The organism is Streptomyces sp. NPDC054757 (assembly GCF_053612185.1).
The window spans coordinates 56,976-82,501 of record NZ_JBSHBW010000033.1; the positions used below are offsets into that span (position 1 = coordinate 56,976).

At 71.6% G+C, this 25,526-nt stretch carries 22 protein-coding genes; 9 read left to right on the top strand and 13 right to left on the bottom strand.

Annotated features, from left to right (window positions below):
• Positions 1–70: 70 nt before the first annotated feature.
• The 3 genes from ACWGKJ_RS29570 to ACWGKJ_RS29580 form a co-directional block, all read right to left on the bottom strand.
• Entirely contained in the window at positions 71–2,443 is a 2,373-nt protein-coding gene (locus tag ACWGKJ_RS29570; protein WP_385029619.1) for a discoidin domain-containing protein, read from the bottom strand.
• 126 nt (positions 2,444–2,569) lie between these two features.
• A complete protein-coding gene (locus tag ACWGKJ_RS29575) occupies positions 2,570–4,285 on the bottom strand; it encodes an acyl-CoA dehydrogenase family protein (protein ID WP_385029622.1) in 1,716 nt (571 codons plus the stop codon).
• Positions 4,286–4,383: 98 nt separating this feature from the next.
• Entirely contained in the window at positions 4,384–4,998 is a 615-nt protein-coding gene (locus ACWGKJ_RS29580) for a TetR/AcrR family transcriptional regulator (protein WP_385029625.1), read from the bottom strand.
• Between the two features lie 168 nt (positions 4,999–5,166).
• Between ACWGKJ_RS29580 and ACWGKJ_RS29585 the strand changes: the two genes are divergently transcribed.
• Together ACWGKJ_RS29585 and pgm are read left to right on the top strand one after the other, a co-directional pair.
• Complete coding sequence (locus tag ACWGKJ_RS29585) at positions 5,167–6,021, top strand: class I SAM-dependent methyltransferase (RefSeq protein WP_385029628.1); 855 nt, start codon at positions 5,167–5,169, stop codon at positions 6,019–6,021.
• Positions 6,022–6,299: 278 nt separating this feature from the next.
• The gene (gene pgm / locus ACWGKJ_RS29590) at positions 6,300–7,940 is read left to right on the top strand and encodes a phosphoglucomutase (alpha-D-glucose-1,6-bisphosphate-dependent) (RefSeq protein ID WP_385029631.1); all 1,641 of its coding nucleotides are present in this window, start codon (positions 6,300–6,302) and stop codon (positions 7,938–7,940) included.
• Between the two features lie 30 nt (positions 7,941–7,970).
• On the opposite strand, the gene rho is transcribed toward pgm, so the two are convergent.
• The gene (gene rho / locus ACWGKJ_RS29595) at positions 7,971–9,119 is read right to left on the bottom strand and encodes a transcription termination factor Rho (RefSeq protein WP_385029634.1); all 1,149 of its coding nucleotides are present in this window, start codon (positions 9,117–9,119) and stop codon (positions 7,971–7,973) included.
• A 472-nt stretch (positions 9,120–9,591) separates the two neighbouring features.
• Between rho and ACWGKJ_RS29600 the strand changes: the two genes are divergently transcribed.
• A complete protein-coding gene (locus ACWGKJ_RS29600) occupies positions 9,592–10,092 on the top strand; it encodes a DUF5709 domain-containing protein (RefSeq protein ID WP_385029673.1) in 501 nt (166 codons plus the stop codon).
• Between the two features lie 115 nt (positions 10,093–10,207).
• Here ACWGKJ_RS29600 and ACWGKJ_RS29605 read toward each other — a convergent pair whose 3' ends face one another.
• The gene (locus ACWGKJ_RS29605; protein ID WP_385029637.1) at positions 10,208–11,344 is read right to left on the bottom strand and encodes a baeRF3 domain-containing protein; all 1,137 of its coding nucleotides are present in this window, start codon (positions 11,342–11,344) and stop codon (positions 10,208–10,210) included.
• A gap of 97 nt (positions 11,345–11,441) precedes the next feature.
• On the opposite strand from ACWGKJ_RS29605, the gene glsA reads away from it, so the two are divergent.
• Positions 11,442–12,764, top strand: a complete 1,323-nt coding sequence (gene glsA, locus ACWGKJ_RS29610; RefSeq protein ID WP_385029640.1) for a glutaminase A — start codon at positions 11,442–11,444, stop codon at positions 12,762–12,764.
• Between the two features lie 182 nt (positions 12,765–12,946).
• On the opposite strand, the gene ACWGKJ_RS29615 is transcribed toward glsA, so the two are convergent.
• A complete protein-coding gene (locus ACWGKJ_RS29615; protein ID WP_385029643.1) occupies positions 12,947–13,852 on the bottom strand; it encodes a glycoside hydrolase family 16 protein in 906 nt (301 codons plus the stop codon).
• Positions 13,853–14,324: 472 nt separating this feature from the next.
• Between ACWGKJ_RS29615 and ACWGKJ_RS29620 the strand changes: the two genes are divergently transcribed.
• Positions 14,325–14,948 carry an LAETG motif-containing sortase-dependent surface protein gene (locus tag ACWGKJ_RS29620; RefSeq protein WP_385029646.1) on the top strand — a complete coding sequence of 208 codons (624 nt, stop codon included), beginning with the start codon at positions 14,325–14,327 and terminating at the stop codon, positions 14,946–14,948.
• Between the two features lie 120 nt (positions 14,949–15,068).
• Here ACWGKJ_RS29620 and ACWGKJ_RS29625 read toward each other — a convergent pair whose 3' ends face one another.
• Genes ACWGKJ_RS29625 through ACWGKJ_RS29640 form a run of 4 tightly spaced genes read right to left on the bottom strand, consistent with a single transcriptional unit; the run spans position 15,069 to position 17,667 of the window.
• On the bottom strand, positions 15,069–15,473 hold the full coding sequence (locus ACWGKJ_RS29625; RefSeq protein WP_385029649.1) for a PTS-dependent dihydroxyacetone kinase phosphotransferase subunit DhaM: 405 nt from the start codon (positions 15,471–15,473) through the stop codon (positions 15,069–15,071).
• Positions 15,470–16,066, bottom strand: coding sequence for a dihydroxyacetone kinase subunit DhaL (gene dhaL / locus ACWGKJ_RS29630; protein WP_385029652.1), 597 nt, complete (start codon positions 16,064–16,066; stop codon positions 15,470–15,472). Before dhaL ends, ACWGKJ_RS29625 begins: the two co-directional genes overlap by 4 nt.
• A 33-nt stretch (positions 16,067–16,099) precedes the next feature.
• A complete protein-coding gene (gene dhaK, locus ACWGKJ_RS29635) occupies positions 16,100–17,092 on the bottom strand; it encodes a dihydroxyacetone kinase subunit DhaK (RefSeq protein WP_385029655.1) in 993 nt (330 codons plus the stop codon).
• The gene (locus ACWGKJ_RS29640; RefSeq protein ID WP_385029658.1) at positions 17,089–17,667 is read right to left on the bottom strand and encodes a DUF5937 family protein; all 579 of its coding nucleotides are present in this window, start codon (positions 17,665–17,667) and stop codon (positions 17,089–17,091) included. The genes dhaK and ACWGKJ_RS29640 overlap by 4 nt, the downstream gene beginning before the upstream one ends.
• 81 nt (positions 17,668–17,748) lie before the next feature.
• Between ACWGKJ_RS29640 and ACWGKJ_RS29645 the strand changes: the two genes are divergently transcribed.
• Positions 17,749–19,011: a PP2C family protein-serine/threonine phosphatase gene (locus ACWGKJ_RS29645; protein WP_385029661.1), complete on the top strand. Its 1,263-nt coding sequence runs from the start codon at positions 17,749–17,751 to the stop codon at positions 19,009–19,011.
• Positions 19,012–19,055: 44 nt separating this feature from the next.
• Positions 19,056–19,886, top strand: coding sequence for an MBL fold metallo-hydrolase (locus tag ACWGKJ_RS29650; RefSeq protein WP_385029664.1), 831 nt, complete (start codon positions 19,056–19,058; stop codon positions 19,884–19,886).
• A 135-nt stretch (positions 19,887–20,021) separates the two neighbouring features.
• On the opposite strand, the gene ACWGKJ_RS29655 is transcribed toward ACWGKJ_RS29650, so the two are convergent.
• The 3 genes from ACWGKJ_RS29655 to ACWGKJ_RS29665 form a co-directional block, all read right to left on the bottom strand.
• Positions 20,022–22,280 carry a heavy metal translocating P-type ATPase gene (locus ACWGKJ_RS29655; RefSeq protein ID WP_453315866.1) on the bottom strand — a complete coding sequence of 753 codons (2,259 nt, stop codon included), beginning with the start codon at positions 22,278–22,280 and terminating at the stop codon, positions 20,022–20,024.
• Positions 22,281–22,391: 111 nt separating this feature from the next.
• Positions 22,392–22,658 (bottom strand): heavy-metal-associated domain-containing protein, encoded by a 267-nt coding sequence (locus tag ACWGKJ_RS29660; RefSeq protein ID WP_385034034.1) that lies wholly within the window; start codon positions 22,656–22,658, stop codon positions 22,392–22,394.
• 171 nt (positions 22,659–22,829) lie between these two features.
• The gene (locus ACWGKJ_RS29665; RefSeq protein ID WP_385034031.1) at positions 22,830–23,849 is read right to left on the bottom strand and encodes a cation diffusion facilitator family transporter; all 1,020 of its coding nucleotides are present in this window, start codon (positions 23,847–23,849) and stop codon (positions 22,830–22,832) included.
• A gap of 390 nt (positions 23,850–24,239) precedes the next feature.
• On the opposite strand from ACWGKJ_RS29665, the gene ACWGKJ_RS29670 reads away from it, so the two are divergent.
• Together ACWGKJ_RS29670 and ACWGKJ_RS29675 are read left to right on the top strand one after the other, a co-directional pair.
• Positions 24,240–24,728: a hypothetical protein gene (locus ACWGKJ_RS29670; protein ID WP_385034028.1), complete on the top strand. Its 489-nt coding sequence runs from the start codon at positions 24,240–24,242 to the stop codon at positions 24,726–24,728.
• 99 nt (positions 24,729–24,827) lie between these two features.
• On the top strand, positions 24,828–25,478 hold the full coding sequence (locus ACWGKJ_RS29675) for a DUF305 domain-containing protein (protein ID WP_385034025.1): 651 nt from the start codon (positions 24,828–24,830) through the stop codon (positions 25,476–25,478).
• Positions 25,479–25,526 lie beyond the last annotated feature (48 nt).

Consider the following 25,526-nt stretch of genomic DNA (forward strand, 5'->3'; position numbering starts at 1 on the left):
CCCTGCGGGTGCCGCACGGCGGGCGCAGTCGTGGTGACCGGTGGACGGTCCGGCCGGGACGCCGCGCCGGTCAGCTCGTGTACGCCTCCAGTTCGGAGAGCTGTGCGGCGGGCCAGCCGGTGTTGGCGGTGACGGTCACCCGCAGATAGCGGACCGCCGTCCCCGGCAGCGTGAGCGTGGCCGTGTTGCCGCTCGCCGGATCGAAGGTGTGGTCCGCCGAAGCCTTGAGCGTGCTGTACGCGGAGTTGTCCGTGCTCCCCGAGACGCTCAGGGTCTGGGTACGGGTGGCCCACGCCGCCGACGGGGGCAGTTTCAGCACCACCCGCTTCACGGCCTTCGCCGCTCCGAGGTCCACCGTCAGGGTCTGCGGGAAGGCGTGGTTGGTGCTCTCCCAGTACGTGTCGGCGTTGCCGTCGACCGCCTTGGCCGCCGTGTACACATCGGCGTGCCCCGATTCGGTGACCGGACGGCCCTGGGCGAGGTTGCCCGGGTCGGCCGGCGGAGTGGTGGGCGGGTCGGTGGGAGGTGTGGTCGGGGGATCGGTCGGCGGGTCGGTCGTGCCGCCGCCCTGCGGTACGCCGCCGTTGGTCCACACCGGGGCCGGCCAGGTGCCGGTGCAGACCGGCGGGTCGGCGTACCAGCCCGAGTTCCCAGAGCCCTGGGTGATCTCGAAGCCGGAACCGATGCAGTTGTGGATCGGGTTCTGCTGAGCGATGTGGGTGGCGGTGACATCGGTGAAGGAGGCGGTGCCGGGTGCCTGGATCTGGAGGGCGTAGGTGCCTGCTCCGTCGATCTTCACGTTCTTGAAGTGCAGGCCGTTCGTCGCACCCTCGATCAGCATGATCGCGGCGTACGAGCTGTCCAGGATCTCGCTGTCGGTGATGTTGATGTTGCCGTTCACCGGTTCGTTGAGGCCGCTGAACCAGACGGCGCCCACCCCGAACTGCCAGTTGAAGTCGTTGTTCCCGGTCCTGATCAGCGTATTGCGGGCGGCTGTTGTGGTGCCGGAGACAGCCGTTCCCTGACCGGAGTTGACGCCCGGGTAGCGGTTGGCGATGTGCAGGCCGCCGCCGTTGGTGATGGTGTCCGCCATCACGTTGTCGGAGAGCGTGATGTCCTTGCCGCCGTAGGTCACGATGTTGTTCGCCAGGATCGGCAGCACCACGGTGTTGAACGTAAATTTGTCGTTGACGTTCGGGGTGTTCTCCGCCCACATGGCCAGCCCGTCGTCACCCGTGTTGCGTACGAAGGTGTTGGTCACGGTGGAGTTGGTGACGCCCATGTGGAAGTTGACGCCGTCCGCCGTCTGGTCGAGTATGCGGCTGTTCTTGACGGTGAAGTGGTCCATCGGGCCGTCCATCCAGGCACCGACCTTGGTGTGCTGCATCCACACGTCGTCGACCGTGGAGTCCGAGAGCGCCCCGCCGATCGCGTTCACCTGGTCGTTGTCCTCGCGCTCCCGGATGTCGCCCATGATGGCGAAGTCCTTGAGCGTGACGCCGCTGCTGCCGCCCGCCGACGCGTACTTCCCGTACACACCCACGGCCTTGCTGCGGTCCGTGGGGTCGCGGCCGGTCAGCACGCTGTACCAGGGGCCGGCCCCGGCGAGCGTCACCTTGTCGACCACGATGTGGTCCCGTACCTGGAAGGTGCCCTGCGGGATGTACACCGTCCTGCCCTGCGCCTTGCCCGCGTCCACGGCCGCCTGGATCTTCGCGGTCGAGTCGGCGGCCCCGGTCGGATCGGCGCCGAAGTCGCTCACCACGTCCAGCGCGCCGGCCGGCTTGGCGATCGGTGCGGCGACCTGCTCGAAGTCGGCCAGGTCGATGGTGAAGGTCGGTGACTGCGCCGTCGAAGCGACCTGGAGGCGGACCTTGGTCCCGGCCGGCAGGGTCGAGCCGAACATGGTGCGCGTCTCGTCGTAGAAGTGGTGCGGGTTGGTGTCGCCCGGATTGTTGTTGAAGGGGTAACCGCCGTAGTACCAGCTGTACTTGGAGGTGACCGGCACGCTCTTGAGCCGGCTGCCGTTGACCTTCAGATCGATGGAGGCGTCCCGTCCCGCACCGTCCGCCGTGTCGGGCAGCGAGTACCGGAAGGACATCGCGTTGGCCGGTGCGGTGAGCGTGAACTCCACGTACTCACCCGTCGCGTCGAGCGTCACCGCCTGACGGCCCGAAGCCTCCGACGGGAGGTGGCCGTAGAGGCGGTCGGGGCCGATCAGCGTGCCGTTGGTGGCGGCGTACTCGGCCTCCTGTTCCTTGAAGGGCACGGTGGCGCCCCGGCCGGAGATGCCCACGGGGGAGGGGGCGGGCACCCCGGCCGCGCGGGCGGCGGGGGCGCTGGAGAGCACCATCGCTGCGGCCGTTCCGGCCACGGCGAGTGCCATGGAGAGCGATACGGAGAGGCCGCGGCGGAGCAGGCGGCGTCTGGGGGGAGGTGTCACAGGCTTACGTCCTTGCGGCTCGTGGCTTCTGCGGACGCCGAAAGGCTAGAAGTGGTTCCGCAGGAAGTCTATGAGTCTGCGCAAGAAACAAAGGAGAGCACGCAAAATATTGACTGATGCCCTTCGTCACGCAGGGGCCGCTCCCGGCGTACCGGAGTGCCGCGCCACGATCGCCGCGGCGTCCGTGGAGCGCGGCAGGACGCCGTACTGGTGTCCGCGGTCCTCGCCGAGCCGGGCACCGATGAAGGCGGCGGCCGACGCCTCCGGTGCGTACCGCAGCATCAGCGAGGACTGGAGCGCCAGTGCCATCCCCTCGACCGTGGCCCGCGCGCGGGTCTGTGCGGCGACCGGGTCGCGCAGGTCGGCGGTCAGCTCCCGACGCAGCCGCCCGATGTGCGCGTCGAGCACCGGATGCGCCCCCGACGTCTTCGCCAGCTCGCCCCAGAAGGCGTCGAGCGAGCGGGGAGTCCTGGCGATACCGCGCAGGACGTCGAGCGCGATCACATTGCCCGACCCCTCCCACACGGCCATCACGGGCTGCTCGCGGTAGCGCCGCGCCAGCGGCCAGTCCTCGGTGTAGCCGTTCCCGCCCAGGCACTCCAGGGCCTCATAGGCGTGCTGCGGGCCGCGCTTGCAGATCCAGTACTTGGACACCGCGGTCGCCAGCCGCCGGAACGCCGTCTCGGACTCGCCGCTCTCCTCCTCGTACGCCGTGGCCAGCCGCAGCGAGGTCCAGGTGGCGGCCTCCGTCTCCAGCGCCAGATCGGCGAGGACAGCGGTCATCGCCGGCTGGTCCACCAGCCGGGCACCGAAGGCGGTGCGGTAGGTGGCGTGCCACACCGCTTCCGACAGCGACTGCCGCATACCGGCAGTGGTGCCGAGCACGCAGTCCAGCCGGGTGCGGTTCACCATCTCGATGATGGTCGGCACCCCGCGCCCCGGCTCGCCGACCTGCTGGGCCCAGGTGCCGTCGAACTCGACCTCGGACGAGGCGTTGGACTTGTTGCCCAGCTTGTTCTTGAGGCGCTGTATGCGCACCGTGTTGCGCGTGCCGTCGGGCAGCACCCGGGGGACCAGGAAGCAGGTGAGCCCCGCCTCGGCCTGCGCCAGGACCAGGAACGCGTCGGACTGCGGGGCCGAGAAGAACCACTTGTGGCCGGTGAGCAGATGGGCCCGGCCGTCCGGATCCGACGGGAGCGGGACCGCCCGGGTGGTGTTGGACCGTACGTCGGAGCCGCCCTGCTTCTCCGTCATCCCCATCCCGAAGGTCAGCCCCGCTTTGCGGTCCGGCGCGATCAGCCGCGGGTCGTAGGTACGGCTGAACAGACCGGGCAGCCAGTCGCGGCCCACATCCGGGTCCCGCTGAAGGACCGGCACCACGGCGTGCGACATGGACATCGGGCAGGCGTGACCCGGCTCGATCTGGGCGAACAGCATGAAGGAGGCCGCCCGCGCCACCGCCGCGCCCGGCTTGGGGTCGGCCCAGGCCGCGGTGTGGGTGCCGTGGAGCACCGAGGCGCCGATCACCTCGTGGTACGCCGGGTGGAAGTCGATCTCGTCGACGCGGTTGCCGTACCGGTCGTGGGTCCGCAGTACGGGCGGGCTGGTGTGGGCCAGTTCGGCCCAGCCCTGGAACTCCTCGGAGCCGACGAGCGCGCCGATCGCGTGCAGCTCGGGTGCGTGATGGGCCGCGCCGAACTCCTGGACGGCCGCGGTCAGCGGGGTGTTGGCCCCGTACTCGTCGACACCGACGCGGGGCGGCACCTGGTTGACGACCTCGTGGGTGAGCCGCGGTGCGGGGGCGGCCGGGAGTCCGGCGGCGGGGAAGGAGTGCTCCGTCATAACTGGATCCTGTCTGCTGTCTGTTGCCTGCTTGTAGGGAGGTGGCTTGCCGGGAGGTGGCTTGCCGGGAGGCGGCCGGAGAGGGGTGTGACGGGGGATCAGCCCGGGTGCCGGGCGCCGACGGCCCGGAGACAGAGCGAGGTGATCGCGGCGACCACGGGCCCCGGTTCCTGCTGGTCGCCGACCGGCGAGAGCGGTCCGAGCAGCGCCTCACCGATCGCGCCGATGACCGCCGCGGCCGAGAGACCGGGGTCCTGCTCGGGCAGTTCACCCCCGGCGACCCCGGCCGCGATGATCTCGTCGGCCAGCCCGTGGTACCCGCTGCGATACGTACGGCGCTCCGCCTCCACCAGCGGATCCACCCGCTCCGCGAGCAGCGCCCAGGCGGTCCGCGGAGATTTCAGCGCACGGTACGAGAAGACCTCGACCAGGGCCGTGAGCCGGGCCGCCGCGGAGTCCTCGGCCCGCACCGCCTCGCGTACCGCGGTGAGTTCATGACCCGCGGTGTGCCGGAAGACCGCCGCCAGCAGCTCCTGCTTGGAGGCGAAGTGGTTGTACACGCTCCCGGTCGAGACACCGGCTCGCGCCGCCAGCGCGGCGACACCGGCGGCGGCGTAGCCCCCTTCTGCCAGCAGGCCGCGGGCGGCTTCGAGCAGCCGCTCGCGGTGGGCGGCACGGGTCGCCTCGGTACGGGCCGTCGGTCGGTAGGCCATGGTCTGAACCCCGGTTACGGTCTGGATCGGTACGGTCTGACACGATGGTATGAATCACGATTCATATCTTCGTACCACTGAATCACCCCCGTCGGGCGCCCGCAAGAACGGCGCCGGCCACGCCTGCTCGTCCGCGTAATCTGAAGACTCCGAAAGGTGGCCCGGCCCATGCCCTCACTCGCCGAAGAGCCCGCGCACCGCGGCGCCCGGACGCTCCTCTCCCGTGCGGCAGCCCAGCTGGCGGGGGCGGGCCGGCCGTTCTCCCCGCAGGGCCCGACCTTCCGGGAGCTGACGGTGCAGGCGCTCTCCTCGATCGAGCACGGGTACGACCTCCTGGCGCCCACATTCGACCGGACTCCGTTCCGTACACCCGACCGCGTCCTGGACGCGGTCGGCGGCGCTCTGCGCCCGCTCGGCCCGTTCGGGGCCGGGCTCGATGTCTGTTGCGGGACAGGGGCGGGGGTCCGGGTGCTGCGCCCGCTCTGCACGGAGCGTGTCACCGGGGTCGACTTCAGTGCGGGGATGCTGGCAGCCGCACGTCTGGCGGAGGCGGATGCCGGGGCGCCGGAGGCGGATGCGGGGGTGCCGGAGACCGGTGCGGGAGCGCCGGAGGCCGAGTGGCTGCGGGCCGACGCCCGGGAGCTCCCGTTCCGGAACGCCTTCGATCTGGCGGTGAGTTTCGGCGCGTTCGGTCACTTCCTGCCCGCCGAACGCCCCCGCCTCTTCGCCGGGGTGCACCGCGTGCTGCGGCCCGGCGGGATCTTCGCCTTCCCCATCGGGGCGCCGCAGTCCTTCCGCGACCCGCTGTACTGGACGCTGCTCGGCTTCGACTCGGTGATGCGGGTGCGCAACCTGGTGTGGCGGCCGCGGTTCGTCATGTATTACCGGACCTTTCCGCTGGGCGCCGTGCGGGACGATCTGGTCCGTGCCGGGTTCGCGGTCGAGCTGCTGCCGCTGGAGGAGTTCGGCCGGCGCCCGGACGGCAGCCCCAACTGCCGTCTCGTCGTGGCCCGCCGGGTGTGACCGGAGCGGCTCTACGCGGGAGTCCGCTCTCGTACGGGGATGGCGCACGCCCCTGAGAAGACTGTGTACGAGGCCCACCCGGGTGAGACGGCGGCCTGCCCGCCCGGCGAGGAACACCGGCACGGCGCCACCGAGGACCGCCCGTCCGTGCCGTCCGGCCGACCCGCCCGTCCACGTAGCCGGGCAGCCGTCCGGCGGGTCATCCTCCGAACACGCCGCAGACCCGGGACGATGAGCTGACAAACTGAGCGTGACGACCGAAGCGGAGGAGTGAGCAGATGGCGCACGAACGAGCGGGACAGCCGGCGCGACCGGAGGACCTCACCGATGTCGCGCGGCTGGTGACCTCGTACTACGCGCTGCACCCGGACCCCGACGAGCCCGCCCAGCGTGTGGCGTTCGGGACCTCGGGGCACCGCGGCTCGTCCTTCGCCACCGCGTTCAACGAGGACCACATCGCGGCCACCAGCCAGGCGATCTGCGAGTACCGCACCCGGCAGGGGACCAGCGGCCCGCTCTTCGTCGGCGCCGATACCCATGCGCTCTCCGAGCCGGCCAGGGTGACCGCCATCGAGGTGTTCGCGGCCAACGGGGTGACCCTGCTCATCGACTCCGCCGACGGGTACACCCCGACCCCGGCCGTCTCGCACGCCATCCTCACCCACAACCGCGGCCGGACCACGGGCCTCGCCGACGGTGTGGTGGTCACCCCCTCGCACAACCCGCCCGCCGACGGCGGGTTCAAGTACAACCCGCCGAGCGGCGGCCCGGCCGGATCCGACGCGACCGGCTGGATCCAGGACCGCGCCAACGAGATCATCGCCGGCGGTCTCAAGGACGTGCGCCGACTCCCGTACACCCGGGCGCTGGCCGCTGCCACGACCGGCCGCTACGACTTCCTCGACGCGTACGTGAGCGATCTGCCGGCCGTCGTCGACCTGGACGCGGTGCGCGCCGCCGGTCTGCGGATCGGGGCCGATCCGCTGGGCGGCGCTTCTGTCGCGTACTGGGGCCGCATCGCCGAACAGCACCGGATCGACCTGACCGTGGTCAACCCGCTCGCCGACCCGACCTGGCGTTTCATGACCCTGGACTGGGACGGGAAGATCCGGATGGACTGCTCGTCCCCGTACGCGATGGCGTCGCTGATCGAGCGGTGCGAGGAGTACCGGATCGCCACCGGCAACGACGCCGACGCCGACCGGCACGGCATCGTCACGCCCGACGCCGGGCTGATGAACCCCAACCACTATCTGGCGGCCGCGATCTCGTATCTGTACCCGCACCGGGAGCAGTGGCCCGCGGGAGCGGGCATCGGCAAGACACTGGTCTCGTCGGGGATGATCGACCGGGTCGCGGCCGATCTCGGCCGGGAACTGGTCGAAGTACCCGTCGGATTCAAGTGGTTCGTGGACGGGCTGGTGGACGGCTCGCTGGGCTTCGGCGGCGAGGAGTCGGCCGGAGCCTCGTTCCTGCGCCGCGACGGATCGGTGTGGACCACCGACAAGGACGGCATCATCCTGGCCCTGCTCGCCTCCGAGATCCTCGCGGTCACCGGGAAGACCCCGTCCGAGCACTACACGGCGCTCACCGAGCGGTTCGGCGCGCCCGCCTACGCCAGGATCGACGCACCCGCCGACCGTACGGAGAAGGCGGTGCTCGCCAGACTCTCGCCCGAGCAGATCACCGCGGACACCCTGGCGGGGGAGCCGGTCACGGCTGTGCTCACCGAGGCGCCGGGCAACGGCGCGCCCATCGGCGGCATCAAGGTGACCACGGAGAACGCCTGGTTCGCGGCCCGGCCATCGGGCACCGAGGACGTCTACAAGATCTATGCCGAGTCCTTCCAGGGGGCCGGTCATCTGAGCCAGGTCCAGGAGGAGGCGAAGGCCGTCGTCTCGGCGGCTCTCGCGGGCTGACGACAGCAGCGGGAACCGGTGCGCCGGAGGTCAGGCGCCGGGGACCGTGGAGTGGATCCGGCGCAGGAAGGCGGCGTTGTCGGGGGTGTGCCGGATCCTGTCGAGCAGCGCTTCGAGTGTGGTCTGCCCGTCGCGCGAGCGCAGCGCCCTGCGCAGGGCCTGTACGGCGGTCAACTCGTCATCGCTGAGCAGCAGTTCCTCGTGCCGGGTGCCCGAAGGGGTGATGTCGACGGCCGGGAAGACACGCCGGTCGGCCAGGGCGCGGTCCAGCCGCAGCTCCATGTTGCCGGTGCTCTTCAGCTCCTCGAAGAAGTAGTCGTCGGCGCGGGAGCCGGTGTCGACCAGCGCGGTCGCGAGGATGGTCAGCGAGCCGCCCTCCTCGGCGAGGCGCGCGGCGCCGAAGAGCCGCTTGGGGCCCTGCACCGCCGAGGCGTCGACACCGCCCGAGAGGGTACGGCCGCCCGAGGCCGCCGCGTTGTTGTGGGCCCGGCAGAGCCTGGTCAGTGAGTCCAGCAGGATGACGACGTCCTCGCCCTGTTCGACAAGGCGCTTGGCACGCTCCACGGCCAGGTCGGCGAGGGCGATGTGCTCCTTCGCCGGCCGGTCGAAGGTCGATGCGAGAACGTCGCCCCGTACCGAGCGGCGCATGTCGGTGACCTCCTCGGGCCGTTCGTCGAGCAGCACCACCATCAGATGGCACTCCGGATGGTTCTGAGCGACGGCGGCGGCCAACTGCTGCAGCAGTACGGTCTTTCCGGTCCTGGGCGGCGCGACGATCAGACCGCGCTGGCCCTTGCCGACCGGGGCGACCAGGTCCACGAGGCGAGTGGCCGCGGGGCCGCCCGCAGTCTCCAGGCGCAGCCGCTCGCGGGGGTGCAGGGGTGTCAGGTCGCGGAAGTGCCGACGGCCCCGAAGGGCCTCGGGCGGTCGGCCGTTGACCCGGTCGACCCGGGCGGGGGCGCCGGGACGCGGGCAGGTTCCTTCGACGAAGTCACCTGCACGCAGGCCGAACTGGCGGACCTGAGCAGCCGTCACCTGGACATCGTCGGGCGACGGGCGGGAGCCCGGCCTCACGTGGGTACGCAGCAGGCCGTGCCCCCGTCCGGTGACATCGAGGACACCGGAGGCGGCGACGGACAGTTCCTGCTGGGCAGGCGGGCGTTCGAGTGTGGTGGTCATGGCGAATCCTTTCGCGGGCATGCCGTCTCGCGGACATGCGGACAAGAGACCCGGCGGGGGCGGTGCTTCGTCACGCCCCGTGCGGAGGGCCGCAGGGCCCAGGGCCGGGAGAGGTGGTGCTGGTGAGCCGAATCGCCGATCATGAGAGGAAAGGCGCGGCAGCAGAAGAACGCGGTACGCAATAAGCGGTACTGGCGCGATATGCGGTACTGATGCGAACTGGCACCGGCGCCCATCGAAGGGGCGTACACAAGTGCTGATGGCACCGTACCACATATCCCGTACAGTGCCGCCCGGCCGTATGGGCTGCTGCCCACCCAGGCCGGAGCCCGCACTGGGCCGTCCGGGACCTGCGGCGTTGTCGTGACACGGATATGCGAGCACGCTGGAAGGACGGGGCGGTTCTGCGGGCGAGCGGCCCGGAGGCACGAACGGACGCACCGAGGGACGGACGGAGGAGCACACCGTGGCGATGGGAGCGGAAGAGGCCAGGGGTGACGACGTCTATCAGCCGGACGGCAGTGAGGTCACCGATGACTCGGGCATTCTCGACCGCGAGGACACTCTGACCGGCCGTGCGTCCGACCCGTACGACGAGGGGTGGTCCCCGCCGGAACGGCCGCTGGGTGTCGACCACGCGGGCACCACGCAGGAGGAGCAGGAGGAGGGCGAGACGCTGGACCAGCGCCTGGCCGAGGAAGTGCCCGACCCCGCGCTGCTCCGCGCACCGGGCGGCGACGGTATCGGCGACGCGTCCGACAGCGACGGTGAGCCGCTGGACGACGAGGTCGGCGACGACCGCTCGGGGCGGCTGGTGGCACCGGACGAAGGGGCGCACGAGGAGGCCGAGAAGGACATGCTCGCCGAGGACGTGGGCGTCGACGGCGGAGCGGCCTCCGCCGAGGAGGCCGCCGTGCACCTGGTGGGCGAGCCGCAGGCCGAGGCTCCGGGGCGGCTCCCGGCCGGTGACTGAGACCGGCTGGGACTGGCTTGAGACTGAGACCGGCTGAGACCTGCGGCGGGGACCCCGCGTCCCGGGGCTTGGGGCCCGGAGGTGCGCCCGCCGGGAGTCAGCAGTGGGTCATGAGTCAGTAGCGCAGATCCGCCGCGATCCGGTCATGGTCGCCGAGCGTGCCGTCGGGGACGAAGACGACCTCGGCCCCGGTGTCGAGGGCCAGCTCCACGAGCTCGTCGACGATGTCCTCGCGGACGGTCTCACCGTCGGTGGCGGGCACCTGGGGTTCCTCCGGGCCGACGGGGACCAGATGGCCCTCCTTCACCCGTACGGTCCGCTGGAAGTTCTCCTCGACGGCCACCAGGGCGACACGCCCCTCCCGCACCGACTCCCACACCTCGTCGAGCCCCGCCGCGAAGGTCCGCCTGCCGCGCGCCGCGTCCAGCCGGTCAGCGGTCCGCCGGGCGGTCCGCTCCCGGGACTCGCGCAGGCTCGGTCCGAGCTCCTTGAGCAGCTGGGGCCCCGGACCGTTGACCAGGCCGCCCGTGGTGATCCTGGCTGCCGCGTCGCGGGTCGCGGTCCCCACGTCCTCCAGAAGGCTCAGGGCCGGAGCGAGCCCCACCACGTAGAGCGGCCGGGGGGTGGCGGCGAGTACCGCGGCGAGCGCGCTGTCCACGTCACGGAAGAACCGCCGGGTCTCCTCGTCCCGGAAGGTGCTGGCCGTGTCGCCGATGCGTTCCTCGCGCTCCACATCGGTCTGCACCTCGTCCGGGGTGAGCGGGAAGCTGTTGCCCGTGTACTCGCGCACCGCCTCCTGGGTCCCGTGCCAGAGCGTGGCGCGGTTCGCCGCGACGACGAGCACCCAGTAGGGGGTGGCGCGGGCCCGTGCGGCGACCAGATTCCTGGTGAGATAGCTGTCGCTGATCACCACACGCTCCGGGACCTCCCTGGGCAGCTCCCAGGTCTGGTACGCGTCGGTACTCGCGAAGATCACCAGGCCGTCCAGGGAGTACCGCAGATCGACCGCCGCGTGTGCCCGGTCGAGCTGGGCCCGGAGACCGGCCCGTACCTCCCGCGACAGCGGCTCGCCGGAGTCGGGGCAGGCGTCGATCCGGCGGCCCGCCTCGGCCACGAGATTGCGCAGCCGTACCGCGTCCTGGGCGTTGTCCGGCTCGCGCCGGTGCGTCGGCATACTGACGGACACCACCGGGCGGGGCTGCTTCTTGCGCAGGCTCTGCAGGACCGCAGGCGTCAGAGCGTTGGTTTCCATGACTCCCTTTCTGGTTCTGGTGCCCCTTCACGATCCACCAGCCGCCGCACGGCTGCATCCGGACGCGGCCCGCCGCCATCCGTGATTAGCATTCCGCATGGCGAAGGACAGCCCGGTACTCGACGTGGTGACGGAATCCCTGGCCGAGCTCCACGACCGGCTCGGCGCACTGCGGGACGGCGCGGTCGCCGACTACATCCCGCAGCTGGCACTCGCGGACCCCGGCACGTTCGGGCTCTCGCTGGTGAGCATGTACGGGCACCGGTACGAGGCGGGCGACGCGGAACTGCCGTTCACCGTCCAGTCGGTGTCGAAGCCGTTCGTCTACGCGCTCGTCCTCTCGCTGCTCGGGCTGGACGAAGTGACGCGTTGGGTGGGGACGGAGCCGAGCGGCGAGGGGTTCAACGCGATCAGCCTGGAGCCGGACACCGGGCGGCCGGACAACGCGATGATCAACGCGGGGGCCATCGCGACCACGGCCCTGGTGCCCGGCGCCACCGACGAGGAGCGGTTCGAACGGATCCTGGACTGCCTGAGCCGTTTCGCGGGCCGCCGGCTCGACGTCGACGAGGCGGTGTACGCGTCGGAGGCCGAGACCGGTGACCGCAACCGTGCGCTGGCGTATCTGATGAGCAGCCTCGGGGCGCTGCCCGGACCGCCCTCGGTCGTGGACACGTACTTCCGGCAGTGCGCGGTACGGGTCACCACCGGCGATCTCGCGGTGATGGCGGCGACCCTGGCCAACGGCGGAGTCAATCCGGTGACCGGTGCGACGGTGGTGTCCGAGACCGTCGCCTGTCAGGTCCTCGCCGTGATGGCGTCCTGCGGGATGTACGACGCCTCTGGTGCGTGGCTGCTGCGGGTGGGCCTGCCCGCGAAGAGCGGGGTCTCCGGCGGGCTGATCGCCGTGAGCCCGGCCAGGTTCGGGGTCGCCGTCCACAGCCCGCCCCTCGACGCCACCGGCACCCCGGTGCGCGGTATCGAGGCGCTGCGGGAGCTGTCCGAGCGGTTCGGGCTCCATCTGATGCGCCATCCCACGCTGTCCGCCCCCACCATCACGGAGGCGGACCACGGAACGCGGACGGGACTGGTCGCCGCACAGGGCGCGCTGGACTTCACCGCGGCCGAACGGCTGCTCCACGGGCTGTCCGAAGTGGCCCCGGAGTCCGGCGGCTGGGTGGTGCTCGACCTCCTCGACGTCACCAGCATCGAACCCTCGGGCGCTTCGGTCCTGGCCTCGGCCCTGACCCGGCTGGAGGAGGAGGGGCACCGGGTGGCCGTCGTGGTCGATCCGCGGGCCCCGTCCGGGGCGCGGCTGACGCCCTGGCGGCGGTTCCCGTCCCGCGAGGAGGCTGTGGCCTGGTGCGAGAAGGGACGGTCCGGGGGAGGCAGGGACGGCACCCGTCCCGGTCCGGACTGAGGAACTCCGGCCGCTGCGGCTGCCGGACGGCCCGGCCTGGTCCGCGGTGGGGCGATTTTTTCGGGGCACTGCCGGGAGCCGGGCGTACCGTAGGGGCGGACCGGGTGGTCACGGGTCCGCCCCTGCGTACGGCGGCTCAAGGCTGCCGGGCCGGCCGTATCCTCCCTGCCCTGCGGGGCGCCTCAGTGCTGCCCGGCAGCCTTGGCCGCGGGCGCGGCGTTGCTGGTGGTGACCTGCACATCGTCGACGACCAGCTGCTGCGGGAAGGCGGTGTTGCCGTCCGGGTCGCCGGGCCAGTCTCCGCCGACGGCCAGGTTGAGGATCAGGAAGAAGGGCTTGTTGAACACCCACTGGTTGCCGCCCACATCGGCGGGCGTACGGGTCTGGTACACGGTCCCGTCCACGGACCATTTGATGGAGTCGGGCGCCCAGTCGACGGCGAAGGTGTGGAAGTCGTCGGAGAACGCCCCACCACCCGGGAGCGTGTACGGGGCCCCGATGCCCGCGGAACCGGAGTAGCCCGGTCCGTGGATGGTGCCGTGGACGGTCGACGGTTCGAAGCCGACGTTCTCCATCACGTCGATCTCACCGGAGTTGGGCCAGCCGACCTGCCCGATGTCGTCACCCAGCATCCAGAAGGCGGGCCACATGCCCTGCCCCTTGGGGATCTTCATCCGGGCCTCGACATGGCCGTAGGCGGCCGAGAACTTGCCCGAGGTGTTCAGCCGCGCCGACGTGTACTGGCACGAGCCGTACCAGCACTGGTAGTTGCCGGGGTTCTCCTTGCGCGCCGTGATGACCAGATGGCCCTGACCGTCCAGCGAGGCGTTGTTCGTGCCCGGTGTGTAGTACTCGCGTTCGTGGTTGTCGACGTTGTCGCCGGTCTCCGTCTGCCACTTGCTGCCGTCGACAGCGGAACCGGCCGGCCCGTCGAAGGTGTCGGAGAAGGTCGACGCTGCCGCCTTCGCCGCCGTACGGCCGGTGGGGGAGGGGTTGTCGGCGCTCGCGGTGGAGGCGATGACCGGGGCGAGGAGCAGGGCGGACGCGGTGGCGACGAGGAGCCGCCGGGTCAGGCGTGTGGAGGCCATGGTTCTCCCTTCCGGTGCACGGATCAGGTGCACTGAATGGGCATGTTTGACATGGATATGACAGACATGCGCAACGAGGTCGCCCGTGGAATGCGGCGACCGGGGTGGGGGGCGCGCGGTTCACTTCGAGATTTAAGAAGTGAACCAACCCGCTGTCAAGGTCTTGGTCTGTACCACCCGGTGGAAAGGTGAATTCATGTCTGAACGCATGGAAGTGAAAAGGGATATGTGTCCGAGTTGCGTGTTCGGAAGGTGAAAGGATTCCAGCCCGTCAGGGCCTGACAGCCCGTCTGGACGCGTAGGGAATGCCCCCGGGGCGAAAGAGCCCAGGAATCCCCTGCACCAACTGGCCGGAGAACAGCTTTCGTTGGTGCCCGAGTGAAGTACGGGGCGCCTGTGTGAGCCGTGGTGCCGTAGCGGTACCCTGCGCGCGCACCGCCAAACGGGCGGCTCAGCAAGTGTGGAGGATTTTGTGACCGTTTCCAATGGATCGTGGCGGCTCCGGGGGGCCTTCATAGCCGCAGCGGCGAGTGTGGTCGGCGTCGGTCTGTGTGCTGTCCCGGCTCAGGCGCACACTCCGACGTGGAGCGTTTCGTGCTCCGAGGTCACCCTTGACCTGACGGCGTACAACGCGGGCGTCACCAACACCGTGACCGTCAGCGTGGACGGGAAGGACATCCTTCCCGCCGAGAAGTTCGGCTCGTCGTTCAGCAAGACGCTGCCGCTGGGCGAGCACAGCAAGCCGCTCACCGTGCACCTCGCAGTGAAGGCGGGCGACGGGGACCGGTTCTCGAAGGACGACACGAAGACGGCGCCCGTCTGCGACACACCGCCCCCCTCGGCGCCGCCCGCCACGACCCCGGCGCAGGCCCCCAGCTCCGAGGCCCCCGCCCCGGCCAAGAGCCCGAGCTCCGCCCCCAGCAGCCCGGCCGCCGCGGCCCCCGCGCCGTCTCCGGGCGCCAGTGCGCCGTCGGACCTGGCGGAGACCGGCTCCTCCAGCGCCACGCCGCTCATCGCGGGTGCGGCCGCTGTCGTCATCCTCGCCGGTGGCGGCATCATGTTCGCCGCGCGCAAGCGCCGCAGCAGCCAGAACTGATCCACCGGAACTGCTCCAGCACGACTGCCGGCGCCCCTGAGCGGGACGCCGGCAGTTCTGTGTGCGGGGGAGGGGCAGGACTTCGGAGGGAACCAACAGCGTCCTCGGAGGGCGCGGCCCTCAGACTTTCCGGTAGTCGTACGCCTCCACGGCCGCGGCCTCCACCGCGTCCAGATCGCCGCCCGCCGAAGCGGTCACCATGGCGGCCACCGCACCCTCCAGGAACGGCGCGTCCACGAGCCGGGTGTCTTCGGGCAGTTCGTCACCCTCGGCCAGCAGCGCCTTCACGGTCAGCACCGCACTGCCGAGATCGACGAGGACCGCGACGCCCGCGCCCCGGTCCACCTCGGCGGCCGCCGCCGAGACCAGCTCCGAGCTGGTACCGAGCCCGCCGTCCGGTGTGCCGCCGGCGGCGGCGACCGGCGCCGTCGTCGCCCCGCCCGTCAGTCCGGTGGCCAGCTCCGCCACGGCCGCAGCGACCGGTGCGCTGTGCGACACCAGGACGATCCCCACCAGCGCGCTCATGCGGCGGCCTCCGCCAGGGTGGTGAACAGCAGTGCCGACGAGGTGGCCCCCGGATCCTGGTGGCCGACGCTGCGCTCACCGAGATAGCTCGCCCGGCCCTTGCGCGCCAGCATCGGTACGGTCGCGAGCGCGCCGGCGTCCGCTGCCTCCGCCGCGGCGGCGAAGGACTCCCCGAGCGCGTCGGCGGCCGGCAGCAGCGCGTCGAGCATCGTCTTGTCGCCCGCCGCGGCCCCGCCGAGCCGGCCCACTGCCTCGGTCCCGGCCTTCAACGCCGCGGCCAGCTGCTCCCTGTCCACGGACGGGCTGTCGCCGAGCGCCTTTCCGGTACGGCGCAGCAGCGTCCCGTACAGGGGCCCCGACGCCCCTCCGACCGTGGAGATGAGCTGCCGTCCGGCCAGCGCGAGGACCGCACCGGGCGTCTGTGGGTCCTCCTTCTCCAGTGCGTCCCGCACGGCGGCGAATCCCCGCCGCAGATTGCTGCCGTGGTCGGCGTCGCCGATGGCCGAGTCCAACTCGGTCAGCCGGTCCGCCTCCCGGTCGACGGCTGCGGCCGCCCCGGCCATCCAGCGGCGGAAGAATTCGGCGTCGAGCACAGGTCCTCCTTGGTGAGTCGGTGCACGGGACGGTCAGCAGCCCCAGCGCAGCGCGGCGGTGCTCACCGGCGCGTCCCACAACCGCAGCAGCTCCTCGTCCACCTGGCAGAGCGTCACCGAACAGCCTGCCATGTCGAGCGAGGTCACATAGTTCCCCACGAGCGTACGGGCCACGGGCACCCCACGCTCGGCCAGCACGCGGTGCACCTCGGCATTGAAGCCGTACAGCTCCAGCAGGGGAGTTCCCCCGGCGCCGTTCACCAGCGCGATCACCGGGAGCTCCGGCCGCAGGTCCTCCAGGACCGCGTCCACCGCGTAGTCGGCGATCTCCCGCGAGGTCATCATCCCCCGCCGCTCGCGCCCCGGCTCACCGTGGATCCCGACGCCCAACTCCAGCTGTCCCGGCGGCAGGTCGAAGGTGGGGCCGCCCTTGGCCGGCGTACTGCACGCGGTCAGGGCGACCCCGAAGGACCGTGCGCTCCCGCATACTTGACGGGCGATGGCCTCGACCCGCTCCAGCGGCGCGCCCTCGTCGGCCGCCGCCCCCGCCAGCTTCTCCACGAAGAGAGTGGCCCCCGTGCCGCGCCGGCCCGCGGTGAACGTACTGTCGCTCACCGCCACGTCATCGTTGACCAGCACTTTGGCGACCTGGACGCCCTCATCCTCCGCGAGCTCGGCCGCCATGTCGAAGTTGAGCACGTCACCGGTGTAGTTCTTCACGACGAACAGCACGCCCGCACCGCTGTCGACGGCTGCCGCGGCCCGCACCATCTGATCGGGGACCGGCGAGGTGAACACTTCACCGGGACAGGCGGCGGAGAGCATGCCCCGCCCGACGAACCCGCCGTGCAGCGGCTCGTGCCCGGACCCGCCGCCCGATACCAGCGCGACCTTTCCGGCCACCGGCGCGTCACGCCGTACGATCACCCGGTTCTCGACGTCTACGGAGAGCTCCGGATGGGCGGCGGCCATTCCGCGCAGGGCGTCCGCGACGACGGTTTCCGGGACATTGATCAGCATGTTCATAAGTACCTCCTGGTGAGGCGGGCAGTTCGGGCGCTGACCTGCGTTGTGACAGCGCAAGCCGGGTTCGGACGGTAGCCGGTCCCGGCGGGCCGGGCGCTGCCCGGCGGGTCAGTATCGAACGGCTGCCCCCGAAGGTCACGCCTCACCGACATGAGTCGCCCAGGAAAGCTGTCGGTGGCGCCGTCGGCGCGTGCCGCAATCACGGCCGTTCGCCTGAGGTCTGCCTTGGCGCCGCCTGCTGAACGTTCACGGGTCCATGACCGGACTCGGCGGCGGTACTGCACCACCGGCCGCCACCCGGGCGGGTGGGCCGCCATCAGGTGCGGGCGGCCGAAGACGCTGGGGAGGAAGCCGTCCCCGCTTCGATCGCCGCGGGGACGGCCTGAAGTAGCGGGGGAGGCCCTCCGGCTGGTCCCCGCCCCCCCCACCGCGGGCGGAACCGTCCGCCGTATGGTCCAGCCGGATGGCGCCGACGCACGCACGGGCACTTGGCTGGAGGGCAGCAGGCCCCGTGGCTGCTCGCGCCGGACCGCCGGCGACCGGTCCCCGGCCCCGCCTCCCGTGGAGGACCCCATGTTCCGCGTACCAGCTCCCCCCGCCCCGCCTCCGGTGGCCCGGGGCGGCGCCCGGCCCGGATGGCCGCCGGGATGCCGGGGATGAGCGTTCCGGGTGTGGGACAGGGGGAGCGGCTGCTCCAGGAATTCCTGGCCGCGGTGCACATCACGGAGCCGACGGGGCTGCCGTCCCTGGTCGACAGCTACGCCGTGGGGGTCGGTGTCCGTAAAGCCGTCATCTACCTGGTCGACCTCCAGCAGCGGCATCTGACGCCCCTCTCCGGCGGAGAGCAGCTCTCCGTGGAACGTTCCAGGGCGGGCCGCGCCTACCGCGCGCTCGACCTGCGGATGGAAGCGACCGCCGACGGTGTGCTGGTTGCCTGGCTTCCCCTCGTCGACGGCGTGGAGCGGCTGGGCGTCATGGGCGTGCACATGGACTCGCTGGACAGCGCGCTCCTGGACCGCTGCCGGGCGCTGGCCTCGATCCTCGCGATGGTCATCACCTCCAAACGTGCTTTCAGCGACCGGCTCGTGCAGCGGGCGCGCAGCGGCACGATGACCCTCCCGGCCGAGATGGTGCGCACCCTGCTGCCGCCGCGCACCATCGGCAACGAACGGGCGGTCTCCACCGCGGTACTCGAACCCGCCTATGAGCTCGGCGGAGACGCCTTCGACCACTCGCTGACCGAGTCGGCACTGCACGCCGTGATCCTCGACGCCATGGGCCACAACCTCGCGTCCGGGCTGACGACCGCGATCGCCATGGCGGGCTTCAGGAGCTCCCGCCGCAGTGACGCCGGCCTGCGGGAGTGTGTCGGTGCCGTCGACGACGCGCTCGCCGCCTGGCTGCCGGACCAGTTCTGCACCGGTATCGCGGTACGTCTTGAGCTGTCCACGGGTGTCCTGACCTGGGTCAACTGCGGTCACCCGCCGCCCTTGCTGATCCGGGACCAGCAGGTGCTCGACCAGGCGCTGGAGCGTGCGGGCGAGCCTCCGCTGGGTATGCCGGCCAAACTGGCGGGCATCGCCCGCGAGGTGCACCGGACCACGCTGGAGCCGGGCGACCGGGTGCTGCTCTACACCGACGGCGTGACCGAAGCCCGTATCGACGACGGCGCCGAGTTCGGGCTGACCGGGTTCACCGGCTCCATCATCCGCGCCACATCGGCGGGAGAGCTCGCGTCCGAGGCGCTCCGGCAGCTGATCCACTCCATCCTGGAACGCCAGGGCGACGCACTCCGCGACGACGCCACCATCCTGCTCATCGAATGGCGGCCGCCCGCACAGCCGGGCCCCGGGACCGTCGAGGGCGAAAGCGGACACCAGGACCTGGCCGCCGTGCGCGAAGCGGGCGACGCGTCATAGGACCCTGGCGTCGCCGGGGGCCGAAGGAGAGGAGAACCGGCCGTATGCCTGCCTGGATCTGTCTGACCTGTGCCGTGCAGTACCCGGACACGGAACAGCCGCCGGCGCACTGCCCGGTCTGCGAGGACGAGCGTCAGTACGTCGGCCCGGAGGGACAGCGCTGGACCACGACGGGCGAACTCGCCCGCGGCCACAGCAACGAACTGCGGGAGGAGGAACCGGATCTCGTCGGCATCGGGGTGCGCCCGTCGGTCGCGATCGGGCAGCGCGCGCTCCTCGTCCGTACGCCGCACGGCAATGTGCTGTGGGACTGCGTCCCGCTGCTCGACGGCGAGGCGAAGCGGCAGATCGACGGCCTGGGCGGGATCGACGCGATCTGTATGTCCCACCCGCACTTCTACGGCGCCCACATCGAGTTCGCCGAGGCTTTCGACGCCCGTGTCCTGATCCCGCGCGCGGACCGGCAGTGGATCCAACGGCCCTCGCCCCGCATCGAGTTGTTCGACGACGAGGTCGAGCCTGTCCCCGGGATCACCCTGGCGCGGATCGGCGGCCACTTCGACGGCGCCTCGGTGCTGCACTGGCCCGCGGGCTCGGCCGGCCGGGGTGCGCTGCTGACCGGTGACACCGTCGCCGTTGTACAGGACCGGCGCTGGGTCAGCTTCATGTGGAGTTTCCCCAACTTCATCCCTCTCGACGAGCACACCGTGGACCGCATCGCCCACCGGGTCGGGCGCTTCGCCTTCGACCGCGTCTACGGAGGCTGGTGGGGACGCGTGGTGATCGGCGACGGCGCCGCGGCCGTCCGCCGCTCGGCCGACCGTTACATCGCACGGCTGCGCGGGGAACGGCCGGCCGCGGGTGACGAGGACTGAAGCGCCGCGGCCGTGGAAGCGGCACCCTGATGGGCGGCGCACCCGGCCGCGGCCCGGAAGGCGCCGGGACCGCGGCCGGGGGTCTTCGCCGGGCCGCCCCCGGCGTGTCCGCCGGGCTTCCTGCTTGTCCCCGGGCTACCTGAAGGAGCGCAGCCGGAGGCTGTTGGTCACCACGAAGACCGAGGAGAAGGCCATCGCGGCCCCCGCGATCATCGGGTTGAGCATCCCCGCCGCGGCCAGGGGCAGAGCCGCTACGTTGTAGCCGAAGGCCCAGAACAGATTTCCCCTGATCGTGCCGAGCGTCCTGCGCGAGAGCCGGATCGCGTCCGCCGCCACGCGCAGATCGCCCCGGACCAGCGTCAGATCCCCGGCCTCGATGGCCGCGTCCGTCCCGGTGCCCATCGCCAGGCCCAGATCGGCGGTGGCGAGTGCGGCCGCGTCGTTCACGCCGTCACCGACCATCGCCACCGAACGGCCTTCGCCCTGCAGGCGCTTGATGACATCCACCTTGTCCTGGGGCAGCACCTCGGCGATGATCTCGTCGATACCGACGGCGCGGCCCACCGAATCGGCCACCGCCCTGTTGTCGCCGGTCAGCAGTACCGGGGTGAGGCCGAGCGCACGCAGCTGGGCGACCGCGTCGGCGCTCGTCTCCTTGACGGCGTCGGCGACCCCGAGGACGCCCCGGGCCTCCCCGTCCCAGGCCACGACGACCGCGGTACGGCCCTCCGCCTCCGCCGCGGCCTTCGCCTCCGTGAGTGCCGGCGGCAGCGCGATGGCCCACTCGGCCAGCAGCTTCTCCCGGCCGACGAGCACCGCGTGCCCGTCGACGACGCCCTGCACTCCGAGCCCCGTGACATTCTCGAACTCCTCGGGTACGGGGAGCGGACCTGCCAGTTCTCCGGCTCCCGCCGCGACGGCCTGGGCGATGGGGTGCTCGGACGCGTGCTCCAGAGCGCCGGCCAGCCGCAGCAGTTCCTCCCGGTCGCCGCCCGGCACCGGGAAGACATCCAGGAGGGTCATCCGCCCGGTGGTGACGGTGCCGGTCTTGTCGAGCACGACCGTGTCGACCCGGCGGGTGGACTCCAGCACCTCGGGGCCCTTGATCAGAATGCCCAGCTGCGCGCCGCGCCCCGTACCGACCATCAGCGCGGTCGGTGTGGCCAGGCCGAGGGCGCACGGGCAGGCGATGATCAGTACGGCGACGGCCGCGGTGAAAGCGGCTGTCGCGTCCCCGGTCGTCACCAGCCAGGCCAGCAGCGTGCCCAGGGCGATGAGGAGGACGACGGGCACGAACACCCCGGAGATCCGATCGGCCAGACGCTGTACCTCGGCCTTGCCGTTCTGGGCCTCCTCGACCAGCCGCGCCATCCGGGCCAGCTGGGTGTCCGCGCCGACCCGGGTCGTCTGGACGACCAGCCGGCCCGAGACGTTCACGGTGGCACCGGTGACGGTGTCGCCCGCCTTCACGTCGACCGGTACCGACTCACCGGTCAGCGTCGACGCGTCGACGGCCGACGCCCCCTCGGCCACGGTGCCGTCGGCGGCGATCTTCTCCCCGGGGCGCACCACGAAGCGGTCGCCGACCGCCAGCCCGGCGACCGGGATCCGGGACTCACGGCCGTCCCTGAGCACGGTCACGTCCTTGGCGCCCAGCTCAAGCAGCGCACGCAGCGCGGCGCCCGCCTTCCGCTTGGACTTCGCCTCCAGATAGCGGCCGGCGAGGATGAACGTGGTCACCCCGGCGGCGGCCTCCAGATAGATGGAGGACGATCCGTCCGCCCGCGCCACGGTGAACTCGAACCCGTGCCGCATGCCGGTCATCCCCGCCCGGCCGAAGAACAGGGCCCACAGGGACCAGCCGAGCGCGGCGAGCGTGCCGATGGACACGAGGGTGTCCATCGTGGCCGCGCCGTGCCGGGCGTTGGTCCAGGCGGCCCGGTGGAACGGCAGCGCGCCCCAGACCACGACGGGCGCGGCGAGCGTGAGGGAGAGCCACTGCCAGTTGTCGAACTGGAGGACCGGCACCATCGCCATCAGGACGACGGGTACGGAGAGCGTCAGCGAGACGAGCAACCGCTGCCTGAGTGCGGCCTGTTCATCGCCGACGGGTGCGGGTCCCGGCTCCGTACGCGGCTCGGCGGCCGGCGGCGTGGGCTCCTCGGCGGTGTAGCCGGTCTTCTCGACGGTGGCGATCAGGTCCGAGACGTCCAGGTCTCCGCCGTACGAGATCTTCGCCTTCTCGGTGGCGAAGTTGACCGTGGCGGTGACCCCGTCCAGCCGGTTGAGCTTCTTCTCGACGCGCGCCGCACACGACGCGCAGGTCATTCCACCGATGGACAGTTCGACTTGGGCGGCCGGAGCCACCGGGTGCTCGTGAACCGTAGTGGTCATTGCTGGTCTCCTGGGGGAGTCCGGTGCGTACGGCTTCCGTATCAGCGGGGCGGCACGGACCGGAGTGGAATCCGGGGCCCGGGGCGGAGCGGCCCCGGGCGGTACGGAACGTCAGAGACGGCCGGCGAGCTCGTAGCCCGCCTCGTCGACGGCGGCGCGGACGGCCTCGTCGTCCAGGGCCGCGGCGGAGGTGACCGTGACCTGGCCGGTGGAGGCGGCGGCCTCGACCGAGGTGACACCGGAGAGGGCCGAGATCTCCTCCGTTACCGCTCCTTCGCAGTGGCCGCAGGTCATGCCCGACACCCGGTACGTGGTGGTGACAGGGCCGCCCGTGATGTCGGTCGCGGCGCTGGAGCGGGAGTCTGCCTGGGGGGTCATCGCATCGTCCTTAAGGATCGCTGTGGGTGGGCCGGTCGGGGGCGGAACAGGGGCTGCCTGTGGTCTCCGCCTTCCCGATCACAGGAACACCATACCCAAGGGGGGTATTCCCCCGATGCTCGGCCTGCCCGTCCCGCCTGTCCCTCCGGTCGTCACCCCGCCCGTTCCGGATCAGTGGTCGTGCGGTCCCGCGTGGTGGGTGGGGCCGTGGGCGTCCTCGCAGTGGGCGCCGCCCCCGGTCACGGGCGGCGGTGCGGAGCCGATGGTGAGCTCCTGTCCGGCCGCGACCGCGTGGGCGTGGTCGACCTGGAGGGTCGTGTGGGTGATGGCCCACTGGTCGGCCAGAAGGCGTTCGAGGTCGCGGCGTACGGCATGGCAGTCCCCGGCGCGGGTGACCAGCACATGCGCGGACAGGGCGGTCTGCTCGGAGCTGATCTGCCAGACGTGCAGGTCGTGGACCTCCACGACACCTTCCTGGGCCGCGAGCTGGTCGCCGAGTACGTCGGGGTCGGTGCCCGCCGGCGCCGCTTCGAGGAAGATACGGCCCGAGGCGCGGGCGAGACCGGTGCCGGCCCGGAGCATCAGCGCGACCACGACCAGGGTGGCGATGGCGTCGGCCCTTTCGAACCCCGTGGTCAGCACGGCCACACCGGCGACGGCGGTGGCGATGAAGCCGTACAGGTCGGTGAGGATGTGCTGGTAGGCGCCCTCGACGTTGAGACTGCTGCGGTTCGCCCGGGAGATGCACCAGGCGGCCACGAGGTTGACGACGACCCCGACGAGCGCGGTGACCAGGACCGGTCCGCCGGTCACCGGGGGTGGGTCGATCAGGCGGCGCACCGCTTCGTAGGCCAGCCATGCGGCGAGTACGAGCAGGGTGATGCCGTTGGCCTGGGCGGAGAGGATCTCGGCGCGCTTGAGGCCGAACGTGTAGCCGCCCCGGGCGGGCCGGGCCGCCAGCCGCATCGCGACCAGCGCCAGGACGATGGACGCGGCGTCGGTCAGCATGTGGGCCGCGTCGGAGAGCAGGGCCAGGGAGTGTGCCGCCAGCCCGACGGCGACCTCCCCTGCCATGAAGACGACGATCAGGGTGAGCGCCGCGCCGAGCCAGCGGCGGTCGGCGTCCCGGGCCACGCCGTGGCTGTGCCCGTGGTCGCCCGAGCCCGGATGGTGATGATCGTGGCTGCTCACGTCGTGTCCCCCTGTGCGGTCGGAGACGGGCAGTGAACCTCAGCAGGGGCCACCCGTGCAAAGGCTGCACCGATGTCGGTTACCAGTGTCGTTAGCGGCGCCGCCGGAACCCCGGCGACCAGGCCGGTACGGGCAGGGGACTGGGCGGTGCACGGGGCCGGGGCCAGGGGCCGACCGGGCGCTGAATACCGCGCCGGGGTATGGTCGGGCCGGGCGGTCGCAGCCGCCCTTGACAAGCGCACGCCGGCAGAACGGAACGCCCGGACGAACCGGAACGGCGCGGACAGCCGGAACGCCGGAGCCAACCAGAGCGGCTCGGACGGCTGGAACGCCGGAGCCAACCGGAACGGCCGCCAAGCCGGACACCGGATACGGAGAGTGGGGAGCCGGGTGAGCAGGGGAGCCGCACGCGGACGCGCCACTGCGCGGCTGGCCGCGGTGTGCGCGGTGCTCTTCGGCCTCTTCCTCATGCACGGTGCTCCGGCCACCGCGGCCGGCGGTTGCCACGGCGCGCCCTCCGGGAACGCGGTGATGCCCGGTGGCCTTGGCGCCACTGCGATGGCCTCCGGCCATGGCGCCCGCGCGATGACGTCCGCAGGCGCCCATGAGGCCACTGTTCACTCCGGGCCCGGTCTCCGGGCCGATACCGCGTTCCGGGCCGGCCCCGAGCAGCCGATGCGCGGCGCGGTCTGTGTGTCGACCCCCGCGCGTGACCACACCTCGCTCAGGCAGGCCGGACTCAGCGCCCTTGCCGTCGTCGCACTCCTCGCCGCGCGGGTGCTGAACGGCCGCCCCGTGCTCCTGGGCCGGACCGGAAAAGGAGGCCCGCCGGGAAGCGGGCGAAGTCTGCTGCTGCAGGTCTGTATCGCGCGGGTGTGACAGGGCCGCGCCGGACCCGGCCGTCACGGTCGGCGTTTCCCGGCAACGGTCCCCGTTCACCCGCGCGCCTCCGGGCGCGCCCACCCGGAAAGACCTGCCATGCCTGTTCTCCCGCACTCCCTCTCCCTCGCACCCCGTCGTGCCGCCCTGGCCACGGGTGTTGCCACCGCTCTCGCTCTCGGGCTCACGGCCTGCGGCTCCGGCGAGAAGCACACGTCCGCACATGACGCGCACCACGGAAGCAGCCCTGCCGCCTCGGCGCCGGGGGACTTCGACGCGGCGGACGTGACGTTCGCGCAGATGATGATCCCGCACCACCAGCAGGCCGTCTCGATGGCCGAGCTGGCCGACAGCCGGGCAGCGGACCCGGAGGTCAAGAGCCTGGCCGGGGACATCGAGAAGGCTCAGGGCCCCGAGATCAACACGATGCGGGGCTGGCTCTCCTCGTGGGGCAAGCCGGCCTCCCCGTCCATGGACCACAGCATGCCGGGCATGGACCACGGCAGTGGCCAGACCATGCCCGGCATGATGTCCGCCCAGGACATGGCCGGGCTCAAGGCGGCCAGGGGCAAGGACTTCGACAAGAGGTTCACCGAGATGATGATCGGTCACCACAAGGGCGCGATCACCATGGCCGAGGACGAGCAGAAGAAGGGCCGCAACAGCCGGGCCAAGAAGCTCGCCGCCGCCGTGGTGAAGAACCAGCGGGCCGAAGTCGACACGATGCACAAGATCCTCGACCGGCTCTGATGTACGCCTGTGCCGGGCCCTCTTCGCCGGGGGCCCGGCGACCTGTGC

What these genes read in the sequence shown, in the direction of transcription:
- ACWGKJ_RS29575 (WP_385029622.1), bottom strand. Translation starts at nt 4,285, where the DNA reads ATGACGGAGCACTCCTTCCCCGCCGCCGGACTCCCGGCCGCCCCCGCA.
- ACWGKJ_RS29580 (WP_385029625.1), bottom strand. Translation starts at nt 4,998, where the DNA reads ATGGCCTACCGACCGACGGCCCGTACCGAGGCGACCCGTGCCGCCCAC.
- ACWGKJ_RS29585 (WP_385029628.1), top strand. Translation starts at nt 5,167, where the DNA reads ATGCCCTCACTCGCCGAAGAGCCCGCGCACCGCGGCGCCCGGACGCTC.
- pgm (WP_385029631.1), top strand. Translation starts at nt 6,300, where the DNA reads ATGGCGCACGAACGAGCGGGACAGCCGGCGCGACCGGAGGACCTCACC.
- rho (WP_385029634.1), bottom strand. Translation starts at nt 9,119, where the DNA reads ATGACCACCACACTCGAACGCCCGCCTGCCCAGCAGGAACTGTCCGTC.
- ACWGKJ_RS29600 (WP_385029673.1), top strand. Translation starts at nt 9,592, where the DNA reads ATGGGAGCGGAAGAGGCCAGGGGTGACGACGTCTATCAGCCGGACGGC.
- ACWGKJ_RS29605 (WP_385029637.1), bottom strand. Translation starts at nt 11,344, where the DNA reads ATGGAAACCAACGCTCTGACGCCTGCGGTCCTGCAGAGCCTGCGCAAG.
- glsA (WP_385029640.1), top strand. Translation starts at nt 11,442, where the DNA reads ATGGCGAAGGACAGCCCGGTACTCGACGTGGTGACGGAATCCCTGGCC.
- ACWGKJ_RS29615 (WP_385029643.1), bottom strand. Translation starts at nt 13,852, where the DNA reads ATGGCCTCCACACGCCTGACCCGGCGGCTCCTCGTCGCCACCGCGTCC.
- ACWGKJ_RS29625 (WP_385029649.1), bottom strand. Translation starts at nt 15,473, where the DNA reads ATGAGCGCGCTGGTGGGGATCGTCCTGGTGTCGCACAGCGCACCGGTC.
- dhaK (WP_385029655.1), bottom strand. Translation starts at nt 17,092, where the DNA reads ATGAACATGCTGATCAATGTCCCGGAAACCGTCGTCGCGGACGCCCTG.
- ACWGKJ_RS29640 (WP_385029658.1), bottom strand. Translation starts at nt 17,667, where the DNA reads ATGGGGTCCTCCACGGGAGGCGGGGCCGGGGACCGGTCGCCGGCGGTC.
- ACWGKJ_RS29645 (WP_385029661.1), top strand. Translation starts at nt 17,749, where the DNA reads ATGAGCGTTCCGGGTGTGGGACAGGGGGAGCGGCTGCTCCAGGAATTC.
- ACWGKJ_RS29650 (WP_385029664.1), top strand. Translation starts at nt 19,056, where the DNA reads ATGCCTGCCTGGATCTGTCTGACCTGTGCCGTGCAGTACCCGGACACG.
- ACWGKJ_RS29655 (WP_453315866.1), bottom strand. Translation starts at nt 22,280, where the DNA reads ATGACCACTACGGTTCACGAGCACCCGGTGGCTCCGGCCGCCCAAGTC.
- ACWGKJ_RS29660 (WP_385034034.1), bottom strand. Translation starts at nt 22,658, where the DNA reads ATGACCCCCCAGGCAGACTCCCGCTCCAGCGCCGCGACCGACATCACG.
- ACWGKJ_RS29675 (WP_385034025.1), top strand. Translation starts at nt 24,828, where the DNA reads ATGCCTGTTCTCCCGCACTCCCTCTCCCTCGCACCCCGTCGTGCCGCC.